We start from the raw sequence: 19446 nt of genomic DNA on the forward strand, positions 1-19446 counted from the left end.
GGACCGCTATCCCTTCAGGGAGCCCTGGAGCAGGGCCTTGATGAACTGGCGTTGGAAGATCAGGAAGATGACGAGGGTCGGCGTGAGGATGAGGAGGGAGCCGGCGCAGAGCAGCACCTGATCGGTGCCCCATTGCCCCTGGAAGGCGCCGAGGGCGCCGGCCATGGTGCGTTTGGTGGAGTCGTCGACGAGGACGATGGCGAGCAGGAACTGGTTCCAGGTCCAGAGGAACAGCAGGATCGTCAGCGAGGCGATGGCCGGCTTCGCGAGGGGTACCTGGACCCGCCAGAAGAGTTGCCAGGTGCTGCTGCCGTCGACGCGGGCGGCGTCGGCCAGTTCCTGCGGGACGTTGATGAAGTGGGCGCGCATCCAGAAGACGGCGAAGGGCATGTAGAGGCCGATGAGCGGAAGGATGATCGCCCACCGGGTGTTGAGCAGGCCGAGGTCGCGGATCTGGTAGTAGATCGGCGTGACGACGGCCTCGAACGGCATGGTGAGGCCGAGCAGCAGGAGTGCGAAGGCGATCCTGCCGCCGGGTACGCGCAGTTGGCCGAGGCCGAAACCGGCCATGGTGGCGATGAGTACGGAGACGGGCACGACGCCGGCGACGATGAGCAGGCTGGAGCGCAGCAGGGCGGCCATGTTCGCGACGGTGAACGCGTCGACGAAGTTGCCCCACTGCGGGTCCGCCGGCCAGCTCAGGCCGCTGGGTACGGTGCCTCGCGGCTGCAGGGCCGCGGAGAGCATGCTGACGAACGGCAGCAGCGTGATCAGGGCCAGGGCGACGAGGAAGATGCGCCCGGTGAGTTGTTCGCGTCGGCTCAGCTTCACCTCGTGTCCTCCCGGGTGAGCCGCTGGATGGGCAGCACGCAGACGAGCACCAGCGCCATCAGTACGACGGCGAGGGCGGAGGCGAGCCCGACCTGGCGCTGGGCGAACGCGAGTCGGTAGATCTCCAGTCCGGGCACCGTGGTCTGCAGGCCGGGACCGCCGCCGGTGGCGATGTAGACGATGTCGAAGCTGGCCAGGGCGGCGATCACCGTGACGGTCAGGCAGACCCCGATCTCCTGGCGCAGGCTGGGCAGGGTCACGGCGAGGAACTCCCGGACCGGTCCGGCGCCGTCGATGCGGGCGGCCTCGTACAACGCGGGATCTATCTTGCTCATGCCCGTGACCAGCAGGATGGTGCAGAGGCCGAGCAGCACCCAGGCGCCGATCACACCGACGGCCGGCAGGGCGGTGTCGAACTCGCCGAGCCAGGCCCGCGCCAGCCCACCCAGCCCCACGGCGCGGAGCACCTGGTTGACCAGGCCGGTCGACGACAGCAGCCAACTCCACGCGATGCCGGCGGCCACCAGCGGGATCACCTGCGGCAGAAAGAGGATCGTGCGGACCGCGGTGCCGAACGGGCCGCCGGCGAGACGCCGGACCAGGGTGGCGACGAGCAGGCCGAGGCCGACCGGGATGAAGCTGAAGAAGATGATCAGGACGAACGCGTTGCCGATGATCTTCAGCAGGTCGCTGTCGGTGAACACGGTGACGTAGTTGTCGAGGCCGGCCCAGCGGGACGCGCCGATCCCGTTCCAGTGGTACAGGGAGTACTGGACCGTGACCACGAGCGGTCGCAGCACGAAGAACCCGTACATGAGCATGGCGGGCAGCACGTACAGCCAGCCGCTCCACCGCGCCGCGCGGGCCCACCGGCGTCGGCGGGCCCGCACGGGTGGTGTCACCGGGACAGTTCCTTGTCGTACTCGGCCTGGACGGCCTTCACGTATCCTTCCGGCGTCTGCTGCCCGGCGATGAGTTTCTGCATCTCCGGGGTGATCGCGGAGGCGAAGATGGCTCCGGTGGCGTTGGCGGTGAAGTCCACCGCTCCGTTCTCGGCACCGAGTTGCTGGGCGGCCTTGAGGGTCTCGGCCAGCACGGTGCCCGCGGCCGGCGGCGGCACCGTCAGGCCGGGCGGGCCGCCCGGGCTGGAGCCGCCGACCGTCACCGAGATCTCGCGGGCCTTGGCGTTGGTGTGCACCCAGTTGAGGAAGAACGCCGCCGCGTCGGGGTTCTTCGCCTTGGCGCCGATGCCGAACGTGTTCGGGGCCGACATGGCGACGTGCTTGGCGCCGGCCGTCTCGCCCGGGAACAGGAAGAAGCCGACGTTGCCGCTCATCTTCTTGTCCAGGTTGGCCGACTCCCAGTCGCCGTTGAACATGAACAGGCCGTTGCCGTTCTGGAACTCGCCCATCATCGCGGTGTAGTCGATGGCGTTGGCGTCCTTGGGGAAGTAGCCGGCCTGGGCCCATTTCTGGATGGTCTGGGTGGCCCTGAGCGCGGCCGGCGTGTTGAACGTCGCCCCTGGTTTCTGGAAGATCCAGTCGGCGATCTGGGCCGGGTCACCGAACTGGTTCTGCAGGGCCTGGTGCGGGAAGTTGATGCCGGCGGTGTTCTTGTTGAACTGCATGATCGGCTGCACGTTGGCGGCCTTCGCCTTCGCGAGCAGCTCTTCGAACTCGGCGACCGTCGCCGGTGGCTGGGTCATGCCGATCCGCTGGGCGAGCGACCTGTTGTAGAAGACGCCGGTGACGCTGTAGCCCAGCCCCATCCCGAACAGCGAGCCGGTGCCGCGCGGGCGCCCGCCGCTGGCGATCCGCAACTGCACCAGTTGCGAGGCCGGGAACTTGTCCCACCCGTAGGCGGTGAAGTACGGGTCGAGATTCCGCAGCAGGTTGTCCTTGACCAGGTCGACCATCGTGGGCAGCCGGATGATGTCCGGCGCGTTGTCCGAGGCCAGCACCCGCGGCGCGTTCTCCACGATGACGGTGAACTGGTCCTCGCGCACGGTGAACTTCACATTGGGGTACTGCTTGGTGAACTCGTCGGCCAGCGCCTTCGCCAGCGGGAATCCGGTCTCGGCGTACATCTCCAGCGTGATCGGCGCGCTCCCCAACTCGGTGCTGACCGGCCGGTTGGTTTGCGGCGTCGACGAATCGTCCGAGCCGGGCGCGCTGCACGCGCCGGCCACCAGTGCCACGGCCGCGAGCGGGGCCGCCAGCACCACGCCGCGCCGCGACAACCGCCCTGCCCTGAATCCAGGCATCTATGGCTCCTCGCTCCGTCACCGACCGCGCGAACGCGTCGCGCGGCGCGGTGGTTTCCATGGCGTCCCGTCACGTCCGCAATGCGGGACGGTCGGCGTGGGCAAGGCCGTCGTGGGGGCTCGCCGCAACACCGTATCCATCAGTCGACCCTTTGCTAAACTGATTTAGCGCGAGCATGCTCGTGTTGGGTCAACGGTGTCAAGGACCGTTCGGCAACGGCTCGGAAACGGCGGGTTCACACCACGCCCGCCACTGCCGGGCTGTCCGCACCCCGGTAACGGCGCATGATGTTGGGCGGGGCGGCAGCGCTGTAACCGCCGTAGCGGAGGACTGATGAGGCACAACCGAGCGACCCTGGCTGACGTGGCGCGCCGCGCCGGGTTGTCCAAGACGGCCGCGTCCATGGTGTTGAACGGGCGCGAGGGCACCCGCCTGTCCGCCGAGGCGCACCAGCGCGTCTTCGCCGCGGCCGAGGAACTGGGCTACCGACCCAACATGGCCGCCCGCAGCCTGCGCACCCACAAGACCGCCACCATCGCCTTCGTCTCGGACGTCGTGGCCACGACCCGGTTCGCCGGCGATCTCATCCGCGGGGCCCTGGACGCCGCCCGCGAACGCGACCACGTGCTGCTCATCGCGGAGACCCAGGGCGACGCGGCCTTCGAACAGCACGCGATCGACGCGATGCTCGACCGCCAGGTCGACGGTTTCATCTACGCCGCCATGGCCACCCGCCGGCTCACCGTGCCGCCCGCGCTGCCGGCCGGCCCCGTGGTGGTGCTCAACGCCACCACCCCGGACAACCTGCCCTGCGTGCTGCCGGACAACGAGCGCGCCGGCCGCATCGCCACCGCCGCGCTGCTCGACAAGGGTCACCACGACCGGATCGCGGTGATCGGCCGCAACCGCGTCAAGGAGGCCGACCCGGAGATCTCCCTCGCCGCCGCCGCCCGCATGCGCGGGATCCAGGACGCCCTTGCCGAGGCGGGCACCACCCTGCGCCACGAGGCGTTCTGCCACGAGTGGCTGCCCGAGCACGGGTACAGGGCCATGCGGGCCGTCCTGCGCAAGCCCGACCGGCCGACCGCCGTCATCTGCATGAACGACCGGCTCGCGTTCGGCGTGTACCAGGCCCTCGCCGAGGCCGGGCTCGGCGTCCCGGCCGACATCTCGATCGTCTCGTTCGACGACGACCCGATCGCGGCGTGGCTGCGGCCCGGCCTGTCCACCGTGGAACTGCCCCACCAGGAGATGGGACGCCGCGCCGTCGAACTGCTCCTCGACGGACCCGGCACCGAGCCGCACCTCGTCCCGATGACGTTGCGCCGCCGCAAGTCGATCGCGCCACCGCCCGCTAAACCGATTTAGCTGGTATCTTTCGCGGATGCTCCAACTGCCGGACCACTGGGTGTGGGACAGCTGGTACACCCGCGACGACGACGGCGCCTGGCACGTGTTCTTCCTGCGGGCCTCCCGCGCGCTGCTCGACGCCGAGCGCCGGCACCACCGCGCCTCGATCGGCCATGCGGTCTCCGCCGACCTGGCCCGCTGGCGGCTGCAACCCGACGCGCTGGTGGCCGCCGACGCGCCCGGTTGGGACGATCTGGCCGTCTGGACCGGAAGTACCGTCCGGGGCCCGGACGGGCGGTGGTACCTGTTCTACACCGGGGTCGGCCGCGCCGACGAGGGCCGCGTCCAGCGCATCGGCCTGGCGACCTCCACCGACCTGATCACCTGGCACCGCCACGGCACCGGCCCGCTGGTCGAAGCCGACCCGACCTGGTACGAGCAGCTCGATCCGGCCGCCTGGTACGAGCAGGCCTGGCGCGACCCGTGGGTGTTCCCGGACCCCGCCGGGGCCGGCTGGCACATGCTCATCACCGCGCGGGCCAACACCGGCCCGGCGGCCGGTCGCGGCGTCGTCGGTCACGCCACCTCCACCGACCTGGTCACCTGGACCGTGCGGCCACCACTGTCCACCCCGGCCGGTTTCGGCCATCTCGAAGTGCCCCAGGTGGCCGTCGTCGACGGCCGGCCCCTGCTCCTCTTCTGCAGCAACCCCGACGCCGACGGCCACCGGATCTGGGTCGTACCCGGCTCCACCGTCACCGGCCCGTGGGACCTCGCCACCGCGCAGCCGTTCGACCACTCCCACCTCTACGCGCCCCGGCTCGTGCCGCGGGACGACGGCTGGGCGGTCATCGGCTTCCTCGACCACGTCGACGGCGGTTTCGTCGGCGAGCTGACCGACCCGCTACCGGTGCGGTACGACCCGAGGATCGGACTGCTCGCCCGCACGCCGGATGGCACCGCGCTGTCCGGATCGGACCACCGCGCCCGGTGAACCCGTGTGCCGGCATCAGGGCACGAGGACGATCTTTCCGCGGACGTGGCCGCTTTCGCTGTGGCGGTGGGCGTCCGCCACCCGGTCGAGGGGATACACGGCACCGACCTCGATCTCGAACCTGCCCTCGTTCAGCAGGTCCGCCGTGACGCCGAGCGCCTCCGCCCGCAGCTCCCGCTCCCACGGGTGGATGAAGCCCGGCCGGAACCCGCTGTGCGCACGGATTCCCAGTTCGGCGGCCCGCGCGCCGACCACGATCGTGGCGATCCGGCTCCGGTCGGCGACCAGCGCGACGGACGCGTCCAGCGCCTCGTCGGTGCCGGCGGCGTCCAGCACGGCGTCGACGCCGGTCGGGGCGGCGGCCCGGATCCGGTCCAGCAGGCCGGCTCCGTAGGCGACCGGCACCGCGCCGAGGCGGGTCAGCCGCTCGTGGTTCGGGCGGCTCGCCGTCGCCACGACCGAGGCGCCCCGGTGCCGGGCGAACTGGATCGCCGCCTGCCCCACGCCGCCGGACCCGGCGTGCACCAGCAGCGTCTCGCCCGCCGCCAGGCGCAGCGACCGGAGCACCTGGTACGCCGTGCCGGCGGGGACGCCGATCCCGGCGCCCTGTTCGAACGTGACCCCGTCGGGCTTGTGCACCAGCAGGTCCGGGGTCGCGGTCACGTGGGTCGCGTACGCGCCGGTGAGGCCGCGCGCGATGACCGCGTCACCGACGGCGAAGCCGCGGATCGACGAGCCGACGACCACCCCGGCCGCGTCGGCGCCGAGGCGCAACGGCGCGACGAGCGGACCCGCGGCCCGCGCACCCGACCGGATCTTGGTGTCGAACGGGTTGACGCCGGCGGCCCGCACCTCGATCAGCACCCCGTCGGGCGGCGTCGGCGGCGGCTCGACGGGAACGACCTCGAGCACCTCCGGCCCCCCGTACCGGTTGATCACAACAGCCCTCATCGATAGAGACCGGCGGGAACGTCGGAATACGCGGAAAGAGCGTCGAGGACGCTCGTGAGGTGCGCCCGCATGACCCGTTCCGCCCGTTCGGGGTCCCGGGCACAGATCGCCTCGACGATCGCGAGGTGCTCGGGCAACGACACCGACGGCCGGCCGGGCACCAGCGACAGGCGGAACTGGTGGCGCACCATCTGCCCGTTGAGCTGCTCGATGATCCGGGTGGCCGACGCGTGCCGCCCGATCGACCGGATCAGCCCGTGCAGCCGCGCGTTCAGCTCCGAGTACCGGATCATGTCGGCCCGCGCCACCACCTCGGTCATCTCGTCGCCCAGCGCCCGCAACTCCGCCGTCTCCACGTCGGTGACGCGCTCCGCCGCCCGGGCCGCGACCAGCCCCTCCACGGCGCGCCGGATCTCGGTGATCTCGATGGCCTCCTCGATCGAGATCTCGCGGACCCGCGCGCCCCGGTTCGGCTGCAGTTCCACCAGGCCCTCGGTGGCCAGCCGGTTCAACGCGTTGCGGAGCACGAACCGGCTGGTCGAGTACCGCTCGGCCAGTTCGGTCTCGATGAGTCGTTGGCGCGGGGCGTACTCGCCCCGCAGGATCGCGGCCCGCAGCAGCGCCAGCACATCACCCATCGTCGAGATCCACCCCCACACGCGAATGCCCATCGTATGCGCGGGAGCCGCAACGCCGGCGGGGCACCAACGCGTCGACAGATCGGCATATATTGTCAACAACTTTGCGAACAGAGCCTGGAGGCAGTCCGATGAGCACGGCACCGTCGCCCCAGCTCACCCACGATCCGGAGCGCCGCCGGGACCTCGCGCACGTCGGGCCGGTCGAGGTGTACACGCCCGCCCTCGAGGACTCCGTCGACTTCTTCGTGCGGCTGATGGGCCTCCGCGAGGTGAACCGCGACGCCACGTCGGTGTACCTGCACACCTGGGACGACTACCAGGCCTGGACGGTACGGCTGATCCGACGGGACGCGGCGGGCGTCGGCCGCACCTACCTGCGCGCCGCCAGCCGGCAGGCGATGCAGCGGGTCGCCACCGGGATCGAGTCGACCGGCCACGGCCACGGAACCGTGAGCAACGTGCCGCACCTCGGCCGCGTCTACCTGTTCACCGACCCCGACGGGCACGAGTACGGCCTGTACTGGGACAGCGCCTGGTACCGCGCCGACGCCACCGACCGGCCGGCGTCGAAGAACCAGGCCGCCGCGTACCCGGGTCGCGGCGCCAACCTGCGGCGGCTGGACCACGTCAACTACCGGGCCGCCGACATGCCGGCGGTGTCGATGTTCCTGCGCGACACGCTCGGCGCGCGGTGCACCGAACAGGTCGTGACCGACGACGGCAGCCCGCAGGCGATGTGGTTCTCCGTCGGCAACAAGTCGTACGACCTCGTGTACACCGGGGACCGGACCGCCGGCCTGCACCACCTCGCGTTCGCCACCGACACCCGCGAGGAGATCCTGCGCGCCGCCGACCTCTGCCTCGACGCCGGCATCCGCATCGAGACCGGCCCGAACGAGCACGCGATCCAGCAGACGTTCTACCTCTACGTGTCGGAACCGGGCGGCAACCGCATCGAACTCTGCAACGCCGGCGCCCGCCTCATCCTCGCCCCCGACTGGCCCACCGTCACCTGGACCCGGGAGGAACGGGCCCGCGGTACGATGTGACGACCTGATGGGATCACCGGCGCATTTGTCGCATTTCCGACGGCCGGTCCACCCAACGCCCTCCGGCGTTGATCGCGTGCTTATCCCATGCCAATCCATCCAGCGCCGGGCGCCGGGTCGTGGATCGGAGCGCCGTCGGCGCCCGTCCAGATTCGAGGGACGCCCATGCGGCGCTACATCATCACCGGCGCGCCCGGTGCCGGCAAGACCACGATCCTCACCGCGCTGCGTGACCGGGGTTACCCGGTCGTCGGCGAGGCGGCGACCGACGTCATCACGCGCGAGCAGCGGAAGGGCCGCGAGGAGGCGTGGCGGAGTCCGGACTTCATCGACGCGATCACCCGCCTGCAACGGCGTCGCCAGCAACTGCCGGTGCCGCCGGCGGCGACGGTGCAGGTGTTCGACCGGTCGCCGATCTGCACGCTGGCCCTGGCCCGGTACGCCGAGGTGCCGGTGACGCCGCTGCTGGCCGGCGAGGTCGACCGGGTCGTGGGCGAGCGGATCTACCAGCCGCGGGTGTTCTTCGTGCGACTGCTCGGGTTCATCACGCGGACCGCGGCGCGGCGGATCACGCTCGAACAGTCGGTACGGTTCGAGGGGATCCACGAGCGGGCGTACCGCGAGTTCGGATTCGAGTTGATCGACGTGCCGCCCGCACCGCTGGCCGACCGGGTCACCATGATCGACCAGCACATTGCGATGGCGGCCGACCACGCTCAGTGAGAAATTTGCGGACGCAAGCAGCGGGCGGCTAGCGTTCCGGAATCATGTTCCGAAACCTGCCCCGGTTGATCACTCTACCAGCAGTGATCGCGCTCTCAGCGTCCCTCACGCTCACCGCATGCAACGGGGACGGGTCGGACGACAGCGGCCTCGGCGGACCCGCCCCGAAGACGAGCGCGAGCGCCGCCCTCAGTGCCTCGGCCCTGGCCACGTTCACCCAGTACACCGGGTCGACGGCGGGACGCGCGACGGGCGCGCCGATCCGCCTCGGGTTCATCAACACCGAGACCGGCCCGGGCGCGTTCCCCGAGTACACGATCGCGATGACCGACGCCGTTCGCCTGCTCAACGAGCAGCTGGGCGGGATCAAGGGCCGGCCGGTCGAACTCGACATGTGCCACCCGCAGGACGCCGCGCAGGCCGAGCAGTGCGCCCAGCGGTTCGCCGGCGACCCCACGGTCCTCGCGGTGCTGCACGGCGCCGTCGACTCGGACACGACCGCCTTCCACCGCACGCTCTCCCCCAAGCTGCCCCTGCTCGGCGGCCTGCCGCTGCAACCCGCCGACGCGCAGGCGCAGAACGCGTACTACTTCTCCAGCGGGCAGTTCGGGGCGCTGGGCGTGGTCACCTACGCGACGCAGTACGTCCGCGCGAAGAAGGTCTCGATGCTCACCTCGGAGGGCTTCGCGGCCTCCGAGCGGGCGGTCGCCGCGATCAAGCAGGGCCTGGAGGCGAGCGGCGTCACGGTCACCGTCGCGAAGTACCCGGCCAACAGCACGGACCTCAAGGAGCCCCTCACCGCGAGCGGCGCCGCGGGAGCCGACCTGTTCATCCCGGTGGTCGTCGACCCCGCGCAGTGCGTCAACATCCACAACGCCCTGCAGCAACTGGCGATCAACACGCAGGTGCTGACGCTCGCCGGCTGCCTGAGCCAGGACGTCCGCGCGAAGCTCGGCGACTACCCGCGCTGGAACTTCATGACGTTCAACATCAGCGCCGAGGCCGGCGGCCGCGACGACAGCACCGCCTGGCAGCTGCGGGCCCTCAAGGAGTGGTTCCCGCCGCTGGCGGCGCGCGGCGTGCCCAGCACCGCCGGCGTGATGATGCTGCAGATGATCCTGGTCGCGGCCCGGGTCGTCGGATCGGTACCCGCCGACAACCTGACGCCCACCACGGTCGGCAACCAGCTCAAACGCTTCGCCGGCCCGGTGTTCCTCGGCGTGCCCCGCCTGGTGTTCGGCACCATCCCGGGCCTGCCGGCGATCGGGTCCCTGTCGAGCCGCGTCTACAACTACCTGGGCAACGACAACTGGCGCGACACCACCGGCGGCCAGTGGCTGGAACCGCCACCCCCGTCGACGCCGACCGGCCGGCCCTCGTCGTCGACCCGCTGATCCCCGTGCGGGGTCACCGGCAACGCGTCGCGTCCACGGTCGGCGTGGCCCTCGATACCGGCGTGGCCGCGATACCGGCGTGGACCGCAGGTGGTGGCGTCAGCGGCGGCCGCGGAACCGGGCGAGGAGTGCCTGCAGCTTGCTGCGGTTGCCCGGCCGGGACATCTGTTGTCGGCCCTGGGCGACGAGCCGCTGACCCTGTGGGCTCCGGAAGAACGCCATGATGCGGTTCAACAACGACGAGGAAGCCATCGGTTCACCTCTCAAGAGGCGGCGTGCGCGGATCGCACAGCGCCGGTGACACCGGACTACCCGTCGTGACGCCTCCCGAACCCCGGACATCGGCCTCCATGGCGCCCTTCCGTGGTGGTTACGGCGTACGGAACAACACCATGGTCAGGTATCCCGTGGTGCGGTTCAGGTACACGGCCGGGTAGGTGTAGTACTCGAGGTTTCCCTGGAACTCCGCCGTCAGGGTGTACGTGGCGTGGCACGGCCAACCCACCCGGGGCACGCACGTGCTGGCGTTGACGGTGAGAGTCCAGTAACGCGAGTAGTCGCCGATGAATGTAGTCCGGATATTCACGCCGTCGATGAAGAACCCGAGGTTCTTGCCGGTCGTGTTGACCTGCGACTTGGTCACGTCGGCGGTCCAGTCGTGCGGCGACCTGTTGTTGCAGACGACGAACGAGACGCTGACCTCGCCGTAGCGGAGGTTCGGTCCCGCTTCGCCGGGATAGAGACTGATCGTCGGGAAGATGCAGGACGGCGCCGCCTGGGCCGGGCTCGACGGCAGTACCACCATCGACAACGCGACCATCACTGCCACAGACGCGAGGAATGCGGCAATCCTTCGTTTCATAAAGAGCCTCCTTCGCTCGGGCGAACAGTGGCAGGGGGCGATTCGGCCTGTCATCCGGCGACGTGGCGATTGCACGAACACGCACCCCACTCGCGGCGCTCGTCGACGATCTACAGGTCGTCCTGGGCGGGAAGTGGATCGCCGGCCCGCCAGATGAACCGGCACCCGTCGCGGGTGACGGAGAAACCCGTTCGCGGCGAGCAGTTGCTCGCGTCGCTGCGGGTCGCGCTGGAACTGGGGGCCTGGCTCGGCGTGTCCAGGACGTGGCCCTGCGTCGGCGCATCGTCGTTCGGGTACGCCGTCAGGGCAGCCAGTTCCCGACGTCGTGCGCGGCCACGGCTCAGTGGTAGAAGCCGACGATTCCCTGCGAGCGGCCCGTCGCGTGGGTGACCCACCCGGCCACGGTGCGGACCTCCTCGATCGCGTCGGCACCCGCTGCCCGCAGCGGCTCGTCGGCCGCGGCCACCTCGGCGGCCGTCCAGTGGCCGATCGCCGGGAAGTCGTCGGGCGTCGGGAACGTCACCGGCGCGCCCCCGAAGATCAGGTCCGACATGCTGAGGCCGGCGCCGGTCGCCCGGATCGCCGGGTCGACCGTGTCGGACAGGTAGCTGGACGGGCACGGGTAGAACGGGCCGTTGTCGAGCGTCCGGCCGGAGAACTCGACGATGTACTTGAACCCGTAGCCGTACAGGTACCCGTCCAGCGTCTTATCGTTGCCCATGATCAGGTGCTCGATCGCGGTGAAGATGTTCGGCGCGCCGCGGTCGCCCGACAGGTCGAACCAGTCGTTCGACCGGCTGATGTCGGCGCGGAACCGGCCGCACACCGCCCGCCGCGTCTGGTTGTCGCCGCTGCCGCACAGCGCCTTCAGCTTGTCGATGTCGACCGCGTAGGCCATCACGCCGTAACTCATGCGCTCATTTTTACCGATGCCTGTCTAGGGTGACGGCATGGACGTTGATGAAGCCGACCTCACCGCCGCGGTCCTCAAGCAGCTCGCCGGAACGCCGGATCCCCGCGTGCGTCAGCTGATGGAGGCTCTGGTGCGGCACCTGCACGCGTTCGCGCGGGAGGTGCGACTCACCGGCGACGAATGGATGGCCGCGATCCAGTTCCTCACCGCGACCGGCCAGATCTGCGGCCCGACCCGGCAGGAGTTCATCCTGCTCTCCGACACGCTCGGCCTGTCGGCGCTGGTGTCGACGATCGCGCAGGACCGCGACGACGAGGGCGCCACCGAGGAGACGATTCTCGGCCCGTTCTACGTCCCGGACTCCCCCTGGCGCGAGGCGGGCGAGTCGATGGTGACGCACGAGGGCACCACCGGCCAGCCGGTGCACCTGCGCGGCCGGGTGCTCGCCACCGACGGCACCCCGCTCGCCGGCGCCGTGCTCGACCTGTGGCAGACGGACGAGCACGGCAACTACGCGGTCAAGCGGCCCGACCTCATGCCGGCCGACAACCTGCGCGGTCGCTACCGCACCGACGCCGAGGGCCGGTACAGCGTCCGGACGATCCGGCCGAAGTACTACCACGTGAACAGCGACGGCCCGGCCGGCGCGCTGCTCCGGCTGACCGGTCGCACCCCCGGCCGGCCGGCGCACATCCACGTCATCGTCACCGCCGACGGCCACCGGCCGGTGACGACGCACCTGTTCGACCGGGCCAGCGAGTACCTCGACAACGACTCGGTGTTCGGGGTGAAGGACTCGCTCATCAAGGACTTCGTCGAGCAGCCCGACGGCACCAGCGTCGTCGAGCACGACTTCATTCTCCGGAGCAGCTGACCAGTACCAGACGCTCGACCCAGCGGTGGCCGCACGCGCAGCGGAGGTACCGCACGACGCCCTCGGACGTGCGGTGGCTGGACTCGACCCGGGCGGTCGCGGACGGGCGTCCGCAGGCGGCGCATGCGTTCATGGGATCCAGCGTGCTGTAATGGCCTTGTGCAGTTCAACCATTACGGCGGCACCGGCGCGTTCCTGGCGGCGGCGCTGCTCAACACCGTCGATTTCACCCCGCCGGAGCTGGAACGGGTGCTCACCGAGCACGAGATGACCAGCCGGAAGCTCACCGGCGCGCAGGCGCGGGCGTTGGCCGCCTGGGTCGACGGCGTGCGCCCGGTCTTCGGCGAGACCGACACCCGCCGTCAGATCCGGCTGGTGAACGAGCTCCTCGCCGGCGCCACCACGTCGGTGCGGGTCTCCACCCACGACGGGTACGACCCGCACCTGCACTACATCACCGGCACCGACGACCCGGTCGCCCGGATCAGCGCCACCGTCGCGGGCGGCCTCGCGGTCGCGCTGTGCGGCGCCGGCGGGTCGCGCCTGGGCCGGTGCGGTCGCGACGGGTGCGCGACCGTCTACGTCGACACCTCACGCAACGGCCGGCGCCGGTTCTGCTCGCTGGCCTGCGCCAACCGGGTGAACGTCGCCGCGCACCGGGCCCGCACGCACGCCGGCTGATCAGGAGAAGCGGATCCGCACCGGGCTCGCGGCGGCGGACGGCGGCGCGAACGCGAACGCCGCCAGCGCGCCCTTGACCACGTCGAGCGTCTCGGCGCCGACGAGTTCCACCCAGGCGCGTTCCGCCGCGGCGCCGGCCGCGCGCATGCGGGTGACGGCGGCGGTGCCCGACGGCGTGAGGGTCAGGCGGCGGCTGCGGGCGTCGACCTCGTTCGGGTGGCGGTCCAGGAGGCCTTCCGCGGCCAGGGCGGCGCAGATCTTGCTGATCGCCTGCGTGGTCATGCCCAGGCGGTCGGCCAGCTGGGTCACCGTGTCCAGGCCGTCGCCGATGAAGAGGACCGCCAGGGCCTGTGACGGGGTCAGGTGGGCATAGCCGGCACCCGCCAGCTCGCCCAGGATCTCCCGCACGATGCGCTCGCAGGCGGCGGCGAGCAGGACGCCCAGGTCCGGGTCGGAACTCATGGTCGAGACCCTACCGATCGTTGACAGGGTAACTCAGTTACGTATCTAATATTAGTAACTGAGTTACCCAAGAGGGGAGCGGGATCATGGGAATCGACATCGCGGGGTTGCGGGGAGACGCCAAGGGGCTGGTCGTGTACTTCATCCGGGCGGCGAACTGCGCGATCTGCGTGCGGCACGTCAAGGCGCTCGCCGGGCTCGGGCTGGCGGCGCGCGGGGTGGCGGTCGCCGTCGTGGTGCCCGGCGGGGCGGCCGAGGCGGAGCGGGTGCGGCGGGTCGCGAGGGGCGTGCCGGTCGTGTCGTCGGACGGCGTCGCCGCGCACCGGGCGGCCGGCCTCGACCGGACGCTGATCGTCCAGCACAGCGGGACGCTGCTGTTCGACGCGACCGGGCAGGAGGTGTACCGGCTGGCCGCGACGCTGCCGACCGGAAGCTTCGACGCGACCGCCCTCGACCGGGCCGTCAGCCGGCTCTAGTGGCCCAGATCATGCCGCGTTCGATGATCGTGCGGACGCTCGGATGCTCGAGGACGTCGAGGCTGTGGCCGGGCGTGGCGACGACGATCCGGCCCGCGCCCCACTGGCGCGTCCAGACCGCCGGTGACGTGACCGGACGCGTCCACGGCTGCCACGGCCGCGCCGGGTGCGTCGTGGTGGCGAGCACGTCGACGAGGTCGTCGTGCAGCACCCAGTACTGCTCGGTCGTCAGGTCGAAGTCGGCGATCCCGGCCGTCACCGGATGGGCGCGCCCGGCGTCGGTGACCGTGACTGTGTACGGCAGGAAGTTGTCGGTCTCGTCGCCGCGCCGCTCGCACGGCTCCTTGCCCGGATGCGACGCGAACTGGCCGCCGATCAGCTGCAGGTAGTCGGACGAGTTGCGGAACGAGTCGGCGATGCCGCCGTGCCAGCCGGCCAGCCCGGTGCCCCGTTCGACCGCCGCGGCGAGGCCGGCCAGCTCGTCGCCGCTGATCGTCGACATCGTGATGCACTGCACCACCAGGTCGGTCGCCGCCATGACGGCGGCGTCGGCGTAGACGGCCGTGGACTCCTCGATGCGGACCGTGTAACCGGACGCCTCGAGGAACGGCACGAACAGGTCGGTCGCCTCGACCGGCCGATGCCCGTCCCACCCACCCCGGACGATCAACGCGCTGCTCATGACGATCACTGTAGCGTCGGGCCGTGACAGTTCCGAGCGTCGTCCGGGGCGACGCCACCAGCCCGCAGGCCAAGGGGCCGAAGATCATCGCCCACGTCTGCAACGACCTCGGCGGCTGGGGCAGGGGCTTCGTGCTGGCGGTCTCCCGTCGCTGGCCCGAACCCGAGCGCGACTACCGGCAGTGGCACCGCGGGCGCGCCCGTAACGACTTCGGCCTCGGCGCCGTGCGGCTGGTTCCGGTGCAGCCGGGGCTGTGGGTGGCCAACATGGTGGCCCAGCACGGGATCCGGACCGGCAGCAACGGCCCACCCATCCGCTATCCGGCCGTCGAGACGTGCCTCACGACGGTCGCGGCGGAGGCGCGGCGGCTGGACGCGTCCGTCCACATGCCGCGCATCGGGTGCGGCCTGGCCGGCGGACGCTGGGAGCTGATCGAGCCGATCGTGGTCCGCACCCTGTGCGACGCGGGGGTCGCGGTCACCGTCTACGACGTCTGAGGGGATTGGCGGGCGCCACTACGCTGGGCGGCGTCCCCAGCGAAGGAGCCGCCGTGCGAATCACCGCGCATCTCGACGTCGAGCTGATCGCCCTCGAGACCGAAGACCGGGTATCGGTGCTGATCGAGCTCGCCGCGCCACCCGCGCCCGCGGGTGGCACCGAGCGGGCGCCGAGCACGCTCCAGGTGGTGCTCGACCGCAGCGGCTCGATGGGCGGCGCCCGGATCGCCGGTGCGCGTACGGCGCTGCTCAACCTGGTCGACCGGCTCGATCCGCGCGACAACTTCGGCCTGGTGGTCTTCGACAACGAGGTCGACCTCCCGGTGCCGGCCGGGCCGCTCACCGACAAGGCGGCGGTGAAGCGGGCGATCGCGGGCGTCGACGCGCGGGGCAGCACCGACCTGTCCAGCGGGTACCTGCACGGGCTGCAGGAGGCGCGCCGGGTCGTCGGTGACGGTGGCGCGGGCACCGTCCTCATCGTCAGCGACGGGCACGCGAACGTCGGCATCGTCGACCCGGCGACGCTCGGGCGGGTGGCCGCCGAGGCCTACACGCACGGCGTCACCACGTCGACGCTCGGCTTCGGCCTCGGGTACGACGAGGTGCTGATGTCGGCGATCGCCCGGGGCGGGTCGGGCAACGAGCACTTCGCCGAGGAGCCCGACACGGCGGTGGCGCTGATCGCCGGCGAGGTGGAGGGCCTGCTCGCGCAGACGGTCCAGGCGGCGTCGCTCCAGGTCCGGCTCGGCTCGGACGTGCGGCGCGTGCTCGTCGTCAACGACCTGCCGTCCAACGTGGTCGACGGTGGGCTGATCGTGGAGCTCGGCAGCTTCTACGCCGACGAGACCCGCAAGGTGGTGCTGACGTTCGACATCCCCGGCGTCGCCGCGCTCGGGCTGGCCGAGGTGGCCACGTTGACGTTCACGTACGTGGAACTGCCGGCGCTGGTGCAGCACACCGTGACGGTGCCGGTGACCGTCAACGTGGTGCCCGGCGACCAGGCGGCGGGACGCGTGGCCGACCCGGTGGTGCGCACGGAACTGGTGTACCTCAAGGCGCAGCAGGCGAAGCGGCGCGCGTCCGGTCACCTCAGCAAGGGCGACTCCGACGCGGCGCTGCGCGAGCTCCGGCAGGCGCAGCAGGACATCGCGGCGGCGCGCGCGAACGCGCCCGACGCGCAGGCGGCCGACCTCGCCGAGGAGGCGCAGGAACTGGAGTACCTGGCCCGCGAGACGGAGTACGGCTCGCAGGCGCGGTCGGGCAAGTACCTGTCGGCGAGCTCGTACCGGAAGATGCAGAAGCGGGGACGCGTGTTCCCGTCGCAGCAGACCCCGCCGGTGGATCCCGACACCGGGGACAACGACGGTTCGTAGCGCGAACCATCGTGTACCGTGGCGGCCGTGGGTACGGATGGCCGTCTCGGAGTGGTGACCGCGCTGGTGCGGGCGTCGTTTCTCATCAACGCCGTGTACGCGGAATCGGCCCGCGAGCACGGCCTCACCCCGCAGCAGGGCCAACTGCTGTGCGTGCTGATGGCCCAGCCGTACGGCATGACCGAGCTGGGTTCCGTGCTGGGGCTGGCGAAGTCGAGCCTCACCGGACTCGTCGACCGCACCGAGCGCAACGGGCTGGTGCGGCGCGAGCCGGATCCGCGCGATTCGCGGGCGGTGCGGGTGGCGCTCACGGCGCGCGGGGCGCGGCAGGCGCGGGTGTTCTACGACGAGACGTGCCGGCAGATCGACGCGCTGCCGGTGGGGTTCAGCGCCGCCGACCGCGCCACGCTCGCCGGCCTGCTCGGCCGCATCGTGCGCGACAACGAGGTGCCCGCGGTGTTCCAGGACACCGACGGCTGACGTTGCGGTTCGTGCCACGAACCAATATCGTTCGTGGCACGAACCTACCTCCGAAGGAGGTCGCCATGCACCGCGTTCTGTTCGGTTTCGGCGCGCCCAGCGCCGTCGACGACGCGCCGACCCTGCTGCGGCTCGTCGACCAGGCCGACCGCGACGGGCTCGACCTGTTCTCCGTGTCCGACCACCCGTACATCGGCTCGCGGCTCGACGCCTACGCGATCCTCGGGTTCGCGCTCGGGCGCACCCGGCGGATCACCGGTTTCGTCAACGTCACCAACCTGCCCACGCGTCCCGCGCCGATGCTGGCCCGCGCGATCACCTCGCTGGCGACCCTCTCCGGCGACCGGGTGGTGCTCGGCATGGGCGCCGGCGGTCTGTGGGACCGCATCTCGGCGATGGGCGTGCCACGGCTGTCCAACGCGGCGGCGGTCGACGCGTTCGAGGAGGCCATCGGGTTGGTCCGCGCGCTGTGCGGGGGCGGCGCGCCGGTGACCCACCACGGCGTCCACTACCGGGTCGACCGGGTCGAGCCGGCACCCGCGCCGGCGCCGCCGATCTGGACCGGCTCGGTCGGCCCGCGGTCGCTGGCGGCCACCGGCCGCGTGGCCGACGGCTGGATCCCCGGCCACGCCGCCGACTGGCTGAGCGACCGCTACCGCACGTCGCGCCCGGTCATCGACGAGGCCGCGGCCGCTTCCGGCCGCGATCCGCACGCGGTCCGCACGGTCTTCAATTTTCCGGGACGCGTGACCGCGCGGCCGCTCGCCGCCACGCGCGACGACGACGGCCGCTGGGTCGGCGGCTCCGTTGAGCAGTGGGTCGACGAGCTGACGGCCGCCGTGCTCGACCACGACGCGAGCGGCTTCACGCTGTTCGCCCCGAACGGCGCCACCCCGGATCCCGACCTGCTCGCCCGCTGGGCGAACGACATCGCGCCGGCCGTCCGCGCGGCGGTGGAGAAGAACTAGGGGGCGGTGCTGCGGGCGTACCGGTCGGCCAGCACGCGCAGCTGCGCCACGAGCTCGGGTGGGCCGGTGACGGTGAAGTCGGTGTCGAGCAGGCTCAGGTGTACGGCCAGGGTCTCGACGGAGTCGGCACCCGTGTGGAGGACGCAGCGCCGGCCGTCGGGCAGCGGCTCGACGGTGCCGACGGCCGGATTGATCTTCGCGGCGATGTCGGCGGCCGGTGCGTCGACGACGACGTCGGCCTGCCAGCGCCAGGCCGCGGCGGACGCGCCGCCGGACACGTAGGCGGCCACGTCGTCGGTGGGCAGCGGGCGCGGGGTGAACCGGGGATTGTTCGGCGTGCGCAGGCGCATGCGGTCGACGCGGAACGTGCGCCAGCCGGCCCGGCCCGGGTCGTAGGCGAGCAGGTACCAGCGGCGGCCCCAGTTGACCAACCGGTACGGCTCGATCTCCCGGCGGCTCGCGGCCTTACCGTGGCTCTCGTAGTCGAACCGGACGCCCTCGTGGTCGCGGCAGGCGGCGGCCAGCGTCGACAGCGTCGCGGGGTCGACGGCCGGGCCGGCGGAGTCGGGACGGACGGCCACCGTGAACGCGCGCAGGGCCGCGGCCCGGCGGCGCAGGCGGGGCGGGAGGACGCGTTCGAGCTTGGTGAGCGCGCGCAGCGCCGTCTCCTCGATGCCGCTCGAGCCACCGATGGACCCGGCGGCGGCCGCCCGCAGGCCGATCGCGACGACCACCGCCTCCTCGTCGTCGAGGAGCAGCGGCGGCATGGCGGCGCCCGCGCCCAACCGGTAACCGCCCGCCGAGCCGCGGAGGCCCTCGATCGGGTACCCGAGGACGCGCAGCCGCTCGATGTCCGTACGGACCGTGCGCCCGCTCACTTCGAGCCGCTCGGCCAGCTCTGTGCCCGTCCACTCGCTTTTGCTCTGCAGAAGGGACAATAGCCGCAACAATCGCGCGGACGTCTCCAGCATGTCTCCGATT

At 71.4% G+C, this 19446-nt stretch carries 23 protein-coding genes; 12 read left to right on the forward strand and 11 right to left on the reverse strand.

The genetic code is table 11. The features are described from left to right. Positions 1-6 precede the first annotated feature (6 nt). From Vau01_RS43065 to Vau01_RS43075, 3 genes are read right to left on the reverse strand one after another with little or no spacing between them, the layout of a single operon-like run. Complete coding sequence (locus Vau01_RS43065) at positions 7-831, reverse strand: carbohydrate ABC transporter permease (protein WP_204005861.1); 825 nt, start codon at positions 829-831, stop codon at positions 7-9. Beyond that, positions 828-1733, reverse strand: a complete 906-nt coding sequence (locus tag Vau01_RS43070; RefSeq protein ID WP_239152309.1) for a carbohydrate ABC transporter permease — start codon at positions 1731-1733, stop codon at positions 828-830. The genes Vau01_RS43065 and Vau01_RS43070 overlap by 4 nt, the downstream gene beginning before the upstream one ends. Beyond that, positions 1730-3094, reverse strand: coding sequence for an ABC transporter substrate-binding protein (locus tag Vau01_RS43075; protein ID WP_204005862.1), 1365 nt, complete (start codon positions 3092-3094; stop codon positions 1730-1732). The genes Vau01_RS43070 and Vau01_RS43075 overlap by 4 nt, the downstream gene beginning before the upstream one ends. Before the next feature lie 334 nt (positions 3095-3428). Between Vau01_RS43075 and Vau01_RS43080 the strand changes: the two genes are divergently transcribed. Together Vau01_RS43080 and Vau01_RS43085 are read left to right on the forward strand one after the other, a co-directional pair. Continuing rightward, complete coding sequence (locus tag Vau01_RS43080) at positions 3429-4463, forward strand: LacI family DNA-binding transcriptional regulator (protein ID WP_204005863.1); 1035 nt, start codon at positions 3429-3431, stop codon at positions 4461-4463. 16 nt (positions 4464-4479) lie between these two features. Beyond that, positions 4480-5439, forward strand: coding sequence for a glycoside hydrolase family 68 protein (locus Vau01_RS43085; protein ID WP_204005865.1), 960 nt, complete (start codon positions 4480-4482; stop codon positions 5437-5439). 15 nt (positions 5440-5454) lie between these two features. Here the strand turns inward: Vau01_RS43085 and Vau01_RS43090 are convergent, their stop codons facing one another. Together Vau01_RS43090 and Vau01_RS43095 are read right to left on the reverse strand one after the other, a co-directional pair. Then, positions 5455-6390 (reverse strand): NADP-dependent oxidoreductase, encoded by a 936-nt coding sequence (locus Vau01_RS43090; protein WP_204005868.1) that lies wholly within the window; start codon positions 6388-6390, stop codon positions 5455-5457. After that, on the reverse strand, positions 6387-7028 hold the full coding sequence (locus Vau01_RS43095) for a GntR family transcriptional regulator (protein WP_204005870.1): 642 nt from the start codon (positions 7026-7028) through the stop codon (positions 6387-6389). Before Vau01_RS43095 ends, Vau01_RS43090 begins: the two co-directional genes overlap by 4 nt. Before the next feature lie 131 nt (positions 7029-7159). Between Vau01_RS43095 and Vau01_RS43100 the strand changes: the two genes are divergently transcribed. The 3 genes from Vau01_RS43100 to Vau01_RS43110 all read left to right on the forward strand — a co-directional run bounded on the left by Vau01_RS43100 (position 7160) and on the right by Vau01_RS43110 (position 10197). Beyond that, positions 7160-8080: a VOC family protein gene (locus Vau01_RS43100; protein WP_204005872.1), complete on the forward strand. Its 921-nt coding sequence runs from the start codon at positions 7160-7162 to the stop codon at positions 8078-8080. Positions 8081-8245: 165 nt separating this feature from the next. Then, positions 8246-8803 carry an AAA family ATPase gene (locus Vau01_RS43105; RefSeq protein WP_204005874.1) on the forward strand — a complete coding sequence of 186 codons (558 nt, stop codon included), beginning with the start codon at positions 8246-8248 and terminating at the stop codon, positions 8801-8803. An 83-nt stretch (positions 8804-8886) separates the two neighbouring features. Continuing rightward, on the forward strand, positions 8887-10197 hold the full coding sequence (locus Vau01_RS43110; protein WP_204005876.1) for an ABC transporter substrate-binding protein: 1311 nt from the start codon (positions 8887-8889) through the stop codon (positions 10195-10197). Positions 10198-10296: 99 nt separating this feature from the next. Here the strand turns inward: Vau01_RS43110 and Vau01_RS43115 are convergent, their stop codons facing one another. From Vau01_RS43115 to Vau01_RS43125, 3 genes are all read right to left on the reverse strand, one after another. Next, the gene (locus Vau01_RS43115; RefSeq protein WP_204005878.1) at positions 10297-10449 is read right to left on the reverse strand and encodes a hypothetical protein; all 153 of its coding nucleotides are present in this window, start codon (positions 10447-10449) and stop codon (positions 10297-10299) included. A gap of 118 nt (positions 10450-10567) precedes the next feature. Continuing rightward, complete coding sequence (locus Vau01_RS43120; RefSeq protein ID WP_204005880.1) at positions 10568-11059, reverse strand: hypothetical protein; 492 nt, start codon at positions 11057-11059, stop codon at positions 10568-10570. Between the two features lie 340 nt (positions 11060-11399). Continuing rightward, complete coding sequence (locus Vau01_RS43125; protein ID WP_204005882.1) at positions 11400-11972, reverse strand: DUF7691 family protein; 573 nt, start codon at positions 11970-11972, stop codon at positions 11400-11402. Positions 11973-12009: 37 nt separating this feature from the next. Between Vau01_RS43125 and Vau01_RS43130 the strand changes: the two genes are divergently transcribed. Both Vau01_RS43130 and Vau01_RS43135 read left to right on the forward strand, forming a co-directional pair. Next, entirely contained in the window at positions 12010-12846 is an 837-nt protein-coding gene (locus Vau01_RS43130) for a dioxygenase family protein (RefSeq protein WP_204005884.1), read from the forward strand. 159 nt (positions 12847-13005) lie between these two features. Continuing rightward, positions 13006-13527, forward strand: a complete 522-nt coding sequence (locus tag Vau01_RS43135; RefSeq protein ID WP_204005886.1) for a CGNR zinc finger domain-containing protein — start codon at positions 13006-13008, stop codon at positions 13525-13527. Here the strand turns inward: Vau01_RS43135 and Vau01_RS43140 are convergent, their stop codons facing one another. Continuing rightward, on the reverse strand, positions 13528-13989 hold the full coding sequence (locus tag Vau01_RS43140; RefSeq protein WP_204005887.1) for a MarR family winged helix-turn-helix transcriptional regulator: 462 nt from the start codon (positions 13987-13989) through the stop codon (positions 13528-13530). Positions 13990-14075: 86 nt separating this feature from the next. On the opposite strand from Vau01_RS43140, the gene Vau01_RS43145 reads away from it, so the two are divergent. Then, positions 14076-14465, forward strand: coding sequence for a hypothetical protein (locus tag Vau01_RS43145; RefSeq protein ID WP_204005888.1), 390 nt, complete (start codon positions 14076-14078; stop codon positions 14463-14465). Here Vau01_RS43145 and Vau01_RS43150 read toward each other — a convergent pair. Beyond that, positions 14452-15147, reverse strand: a complete 696-nt coding sequence (locus Vau01_RS43150) for a ThuA domain-containing protein (protein WP_204005889.1) — start codon at positions 15145-15147, stop codon at positions 14452-14454. The two genes, Vau01_RS43145 and Vau01_RS43150, sit on opposite strands and share 14 nt — an antisense overlap. Before the next feature lie 23 nt (positions 15148-15170). On the opposite strand from Vau01_RS43150, the gene Vau01_RS43155 reads away from it, so the two are divergent. The 4 genes from Vau01_RS43155 (at position 15171) to Vau01_RS43170 (ending at position 18465) form a co-directional block, all read left to right on the forward strand. Continuing rightward, on the forward strand, positions 15171-15644 hold the full coding sequence (locus tag Vau01_RS43155) for a macro domain-containing protein (protein ID WP_204005890.1): 474 nt from the start codon (positions 15171-15173) through the stop codon (positions 15642-15644). A gap of 53 nt (positions 15645-15697) precedes the next feature. Further along, complete coding sequence (locus tag Vau01_RS43160; RefSeq protein ID WP_204005891.1) at positions 15698-17017, forward strand: vWA domain-containing protein; 1320 nt, start codon at positions 15698-15700, stop codon at positions 17015-17017. A gap of 27 nt (positions 17018-17044) precedes the next feature. Next, a complete protein-coding gene (locus Vau01_RS43165; RefSeq protein ID WP_204005892.1) occupies positions 17045-17497 on the forward strand; it encodes a MarR family winged helix-turn-helix transcriptional regulator in 453 nt (150 codons plus the stop codon). A gap of 65 nt (positions 17498-17562) precedes the next feature. Continuing rightward, entirely contained in the window at positions 17563-18465 is a 903-nt protein-coding gene (locus Vau01_RS43170) for an LLM class flavin-dependent oxidoreductase (RefSeq protein ID WP_204005894.1), read from the forward strand. Here the strand turns inward: Vau01_RS43170 and Vau01_RS43175 are convergent. Next, entirely contained in the window at positions 18462-19436 is a 975-nt protein-coding gene (locus Vau01_RS43175) for a helix-turn-helix transcriptional regulator (protein WP_204005895.1), read from the reverse strand. The two genes, Vau01_RS43170 and Vau01_RS43175, sit on opposite strands and share 4 nt — an antisense overlap. Positions 19437-19446: the final 10 nt, after the last annotated feature.

It is taken from the genome of Virgisporangium aurantiacum (assembly GCF_016863635.1).
GTDB lineage: Bacteria > Actinomycetota > Actinomycetes > Mycobacteriales > Micromonosporaceae > Virgisporangium > Virgisporangium aurantiacum.

Excerpts from the sequence above, each read along its gene's own strand:
- Vau01_RS43075 (WP_204005862.1), bottom strand. The coding sequence starts at position 3,094 with ATGCCTGGATTCAGGGCAGGGCGGTTGTCGCGGCGCGGCGTGGTGCTG.
- Vau01_RS43080 (WP_204005863.1), top strand. The coding sequence starts at position 3,429 with ATGAGGCACAACCGAGCGACCCTGGCTGACGTGGCGCGCCGCGCCGGG.
- Vau01_RS43085 (WP_204005865.1), top strand. The coding sequence starts at position 4,480 with ATGCTCCAACTGCCGGACCACTGGGTGTGGGACAGCTGGTACACCCGC.
- Vau01_RS43090 (WP_204005868.1), bottom strand. The coding sequence starts at position 6,390 with ATGAGGGCTGTTGTGATCAACCGGTACGGGGGGCCGGAGGTGCTCGAG.
- Vau01_RS43095 (WP_204005870.1), bottom strand. The coding sequence starts at position 7,028 with ATGGGTGATGTGCTGGCGCTGCTGCGGGCCGCGATCCTGCGGGGCGAG.
- Vau01_RS43100 (WP_204005872.1), top strand. The coding sequence starts at position 7,160 with ATGAGCACGGCACCGTCGCCCCAGCTCACCCACGATCCGGAGCGCCGC.
- Vau01_RS43105 (WP_204005874.1), top strand. The coding sequence starts at position 8,246 with ATGCGGCGCTACATCATCACCGGCGCGCCCGGTGCCGGCAAGACCACG.
- Vau01_RS43115 (WP_204005878.1), bottom strand. The coding sequence starts at position 10,449 with ATGGCTTCCTCGTCGTTGTTGAACCGCATCATGGCGTTCTTCCGGAGC.
- Vau01_RS43120 (WP_204005880.1), bottom strand. The coding sequence starts at position 11,059 with ATGAAACGAAGGATTGCCGCATTCCTCGCGTCTGTGGCAGTGATGGTC.
- Vau01_RS43125 (WP_204005882.1), bottom strand. The coding sequence starts at position 11,972 with ATGAGTTACGGCGTGATGGCCTACGCGGTCGACATCGACAAGCTGAAG.
- Vau01_RS43130 (WP_204005884.1), top strand. The coding sequence starts at position 12,010 with ATGGACGTTGATGAAGCCGACCTCACCGCCGCGGTCCTCAAGCAGCTC.
- Vau01_RS43140 (WP_204005887.1), bottom strand. The coding sequence starts at position 13,989 with ATGAGTTCCGACCCGGACCTGGGCGTCCTGCTCGCCGCCGCCTGCGAG.
- Vau01_RS43145 (WP_204005888.1), top strand. The coding sequence starts at position 14,076 with ATGGGAATCGACATCGCGGGGTTGCGGGGAGACGCCAAGGGGCTGGTC.
- Vau01_RS43150 (WP_204005889.1), bottom strand. The coding sequence starts at position 15,147 with ATGAGCAGCGCGTTGATCGTCCGGGGTGGGTGGGACGGGCATCGGCCG.
- Vau01_RS43170 (WP_204005894.1), top strand. The coding sequence starts at position 17,563 with ATGCACCGCGTTCTGTTCGGTTTCGGCGCGCCCAGCGCCGTCGACGAC.
- Vau01_RS43175 (WP_204005895.1), bottom strand. The coding sequence starts at position 19,436 with ATGCTGGAGACGTCCGCGCGATTGTTGCGGCTATTGTCCCTTCTGCAG.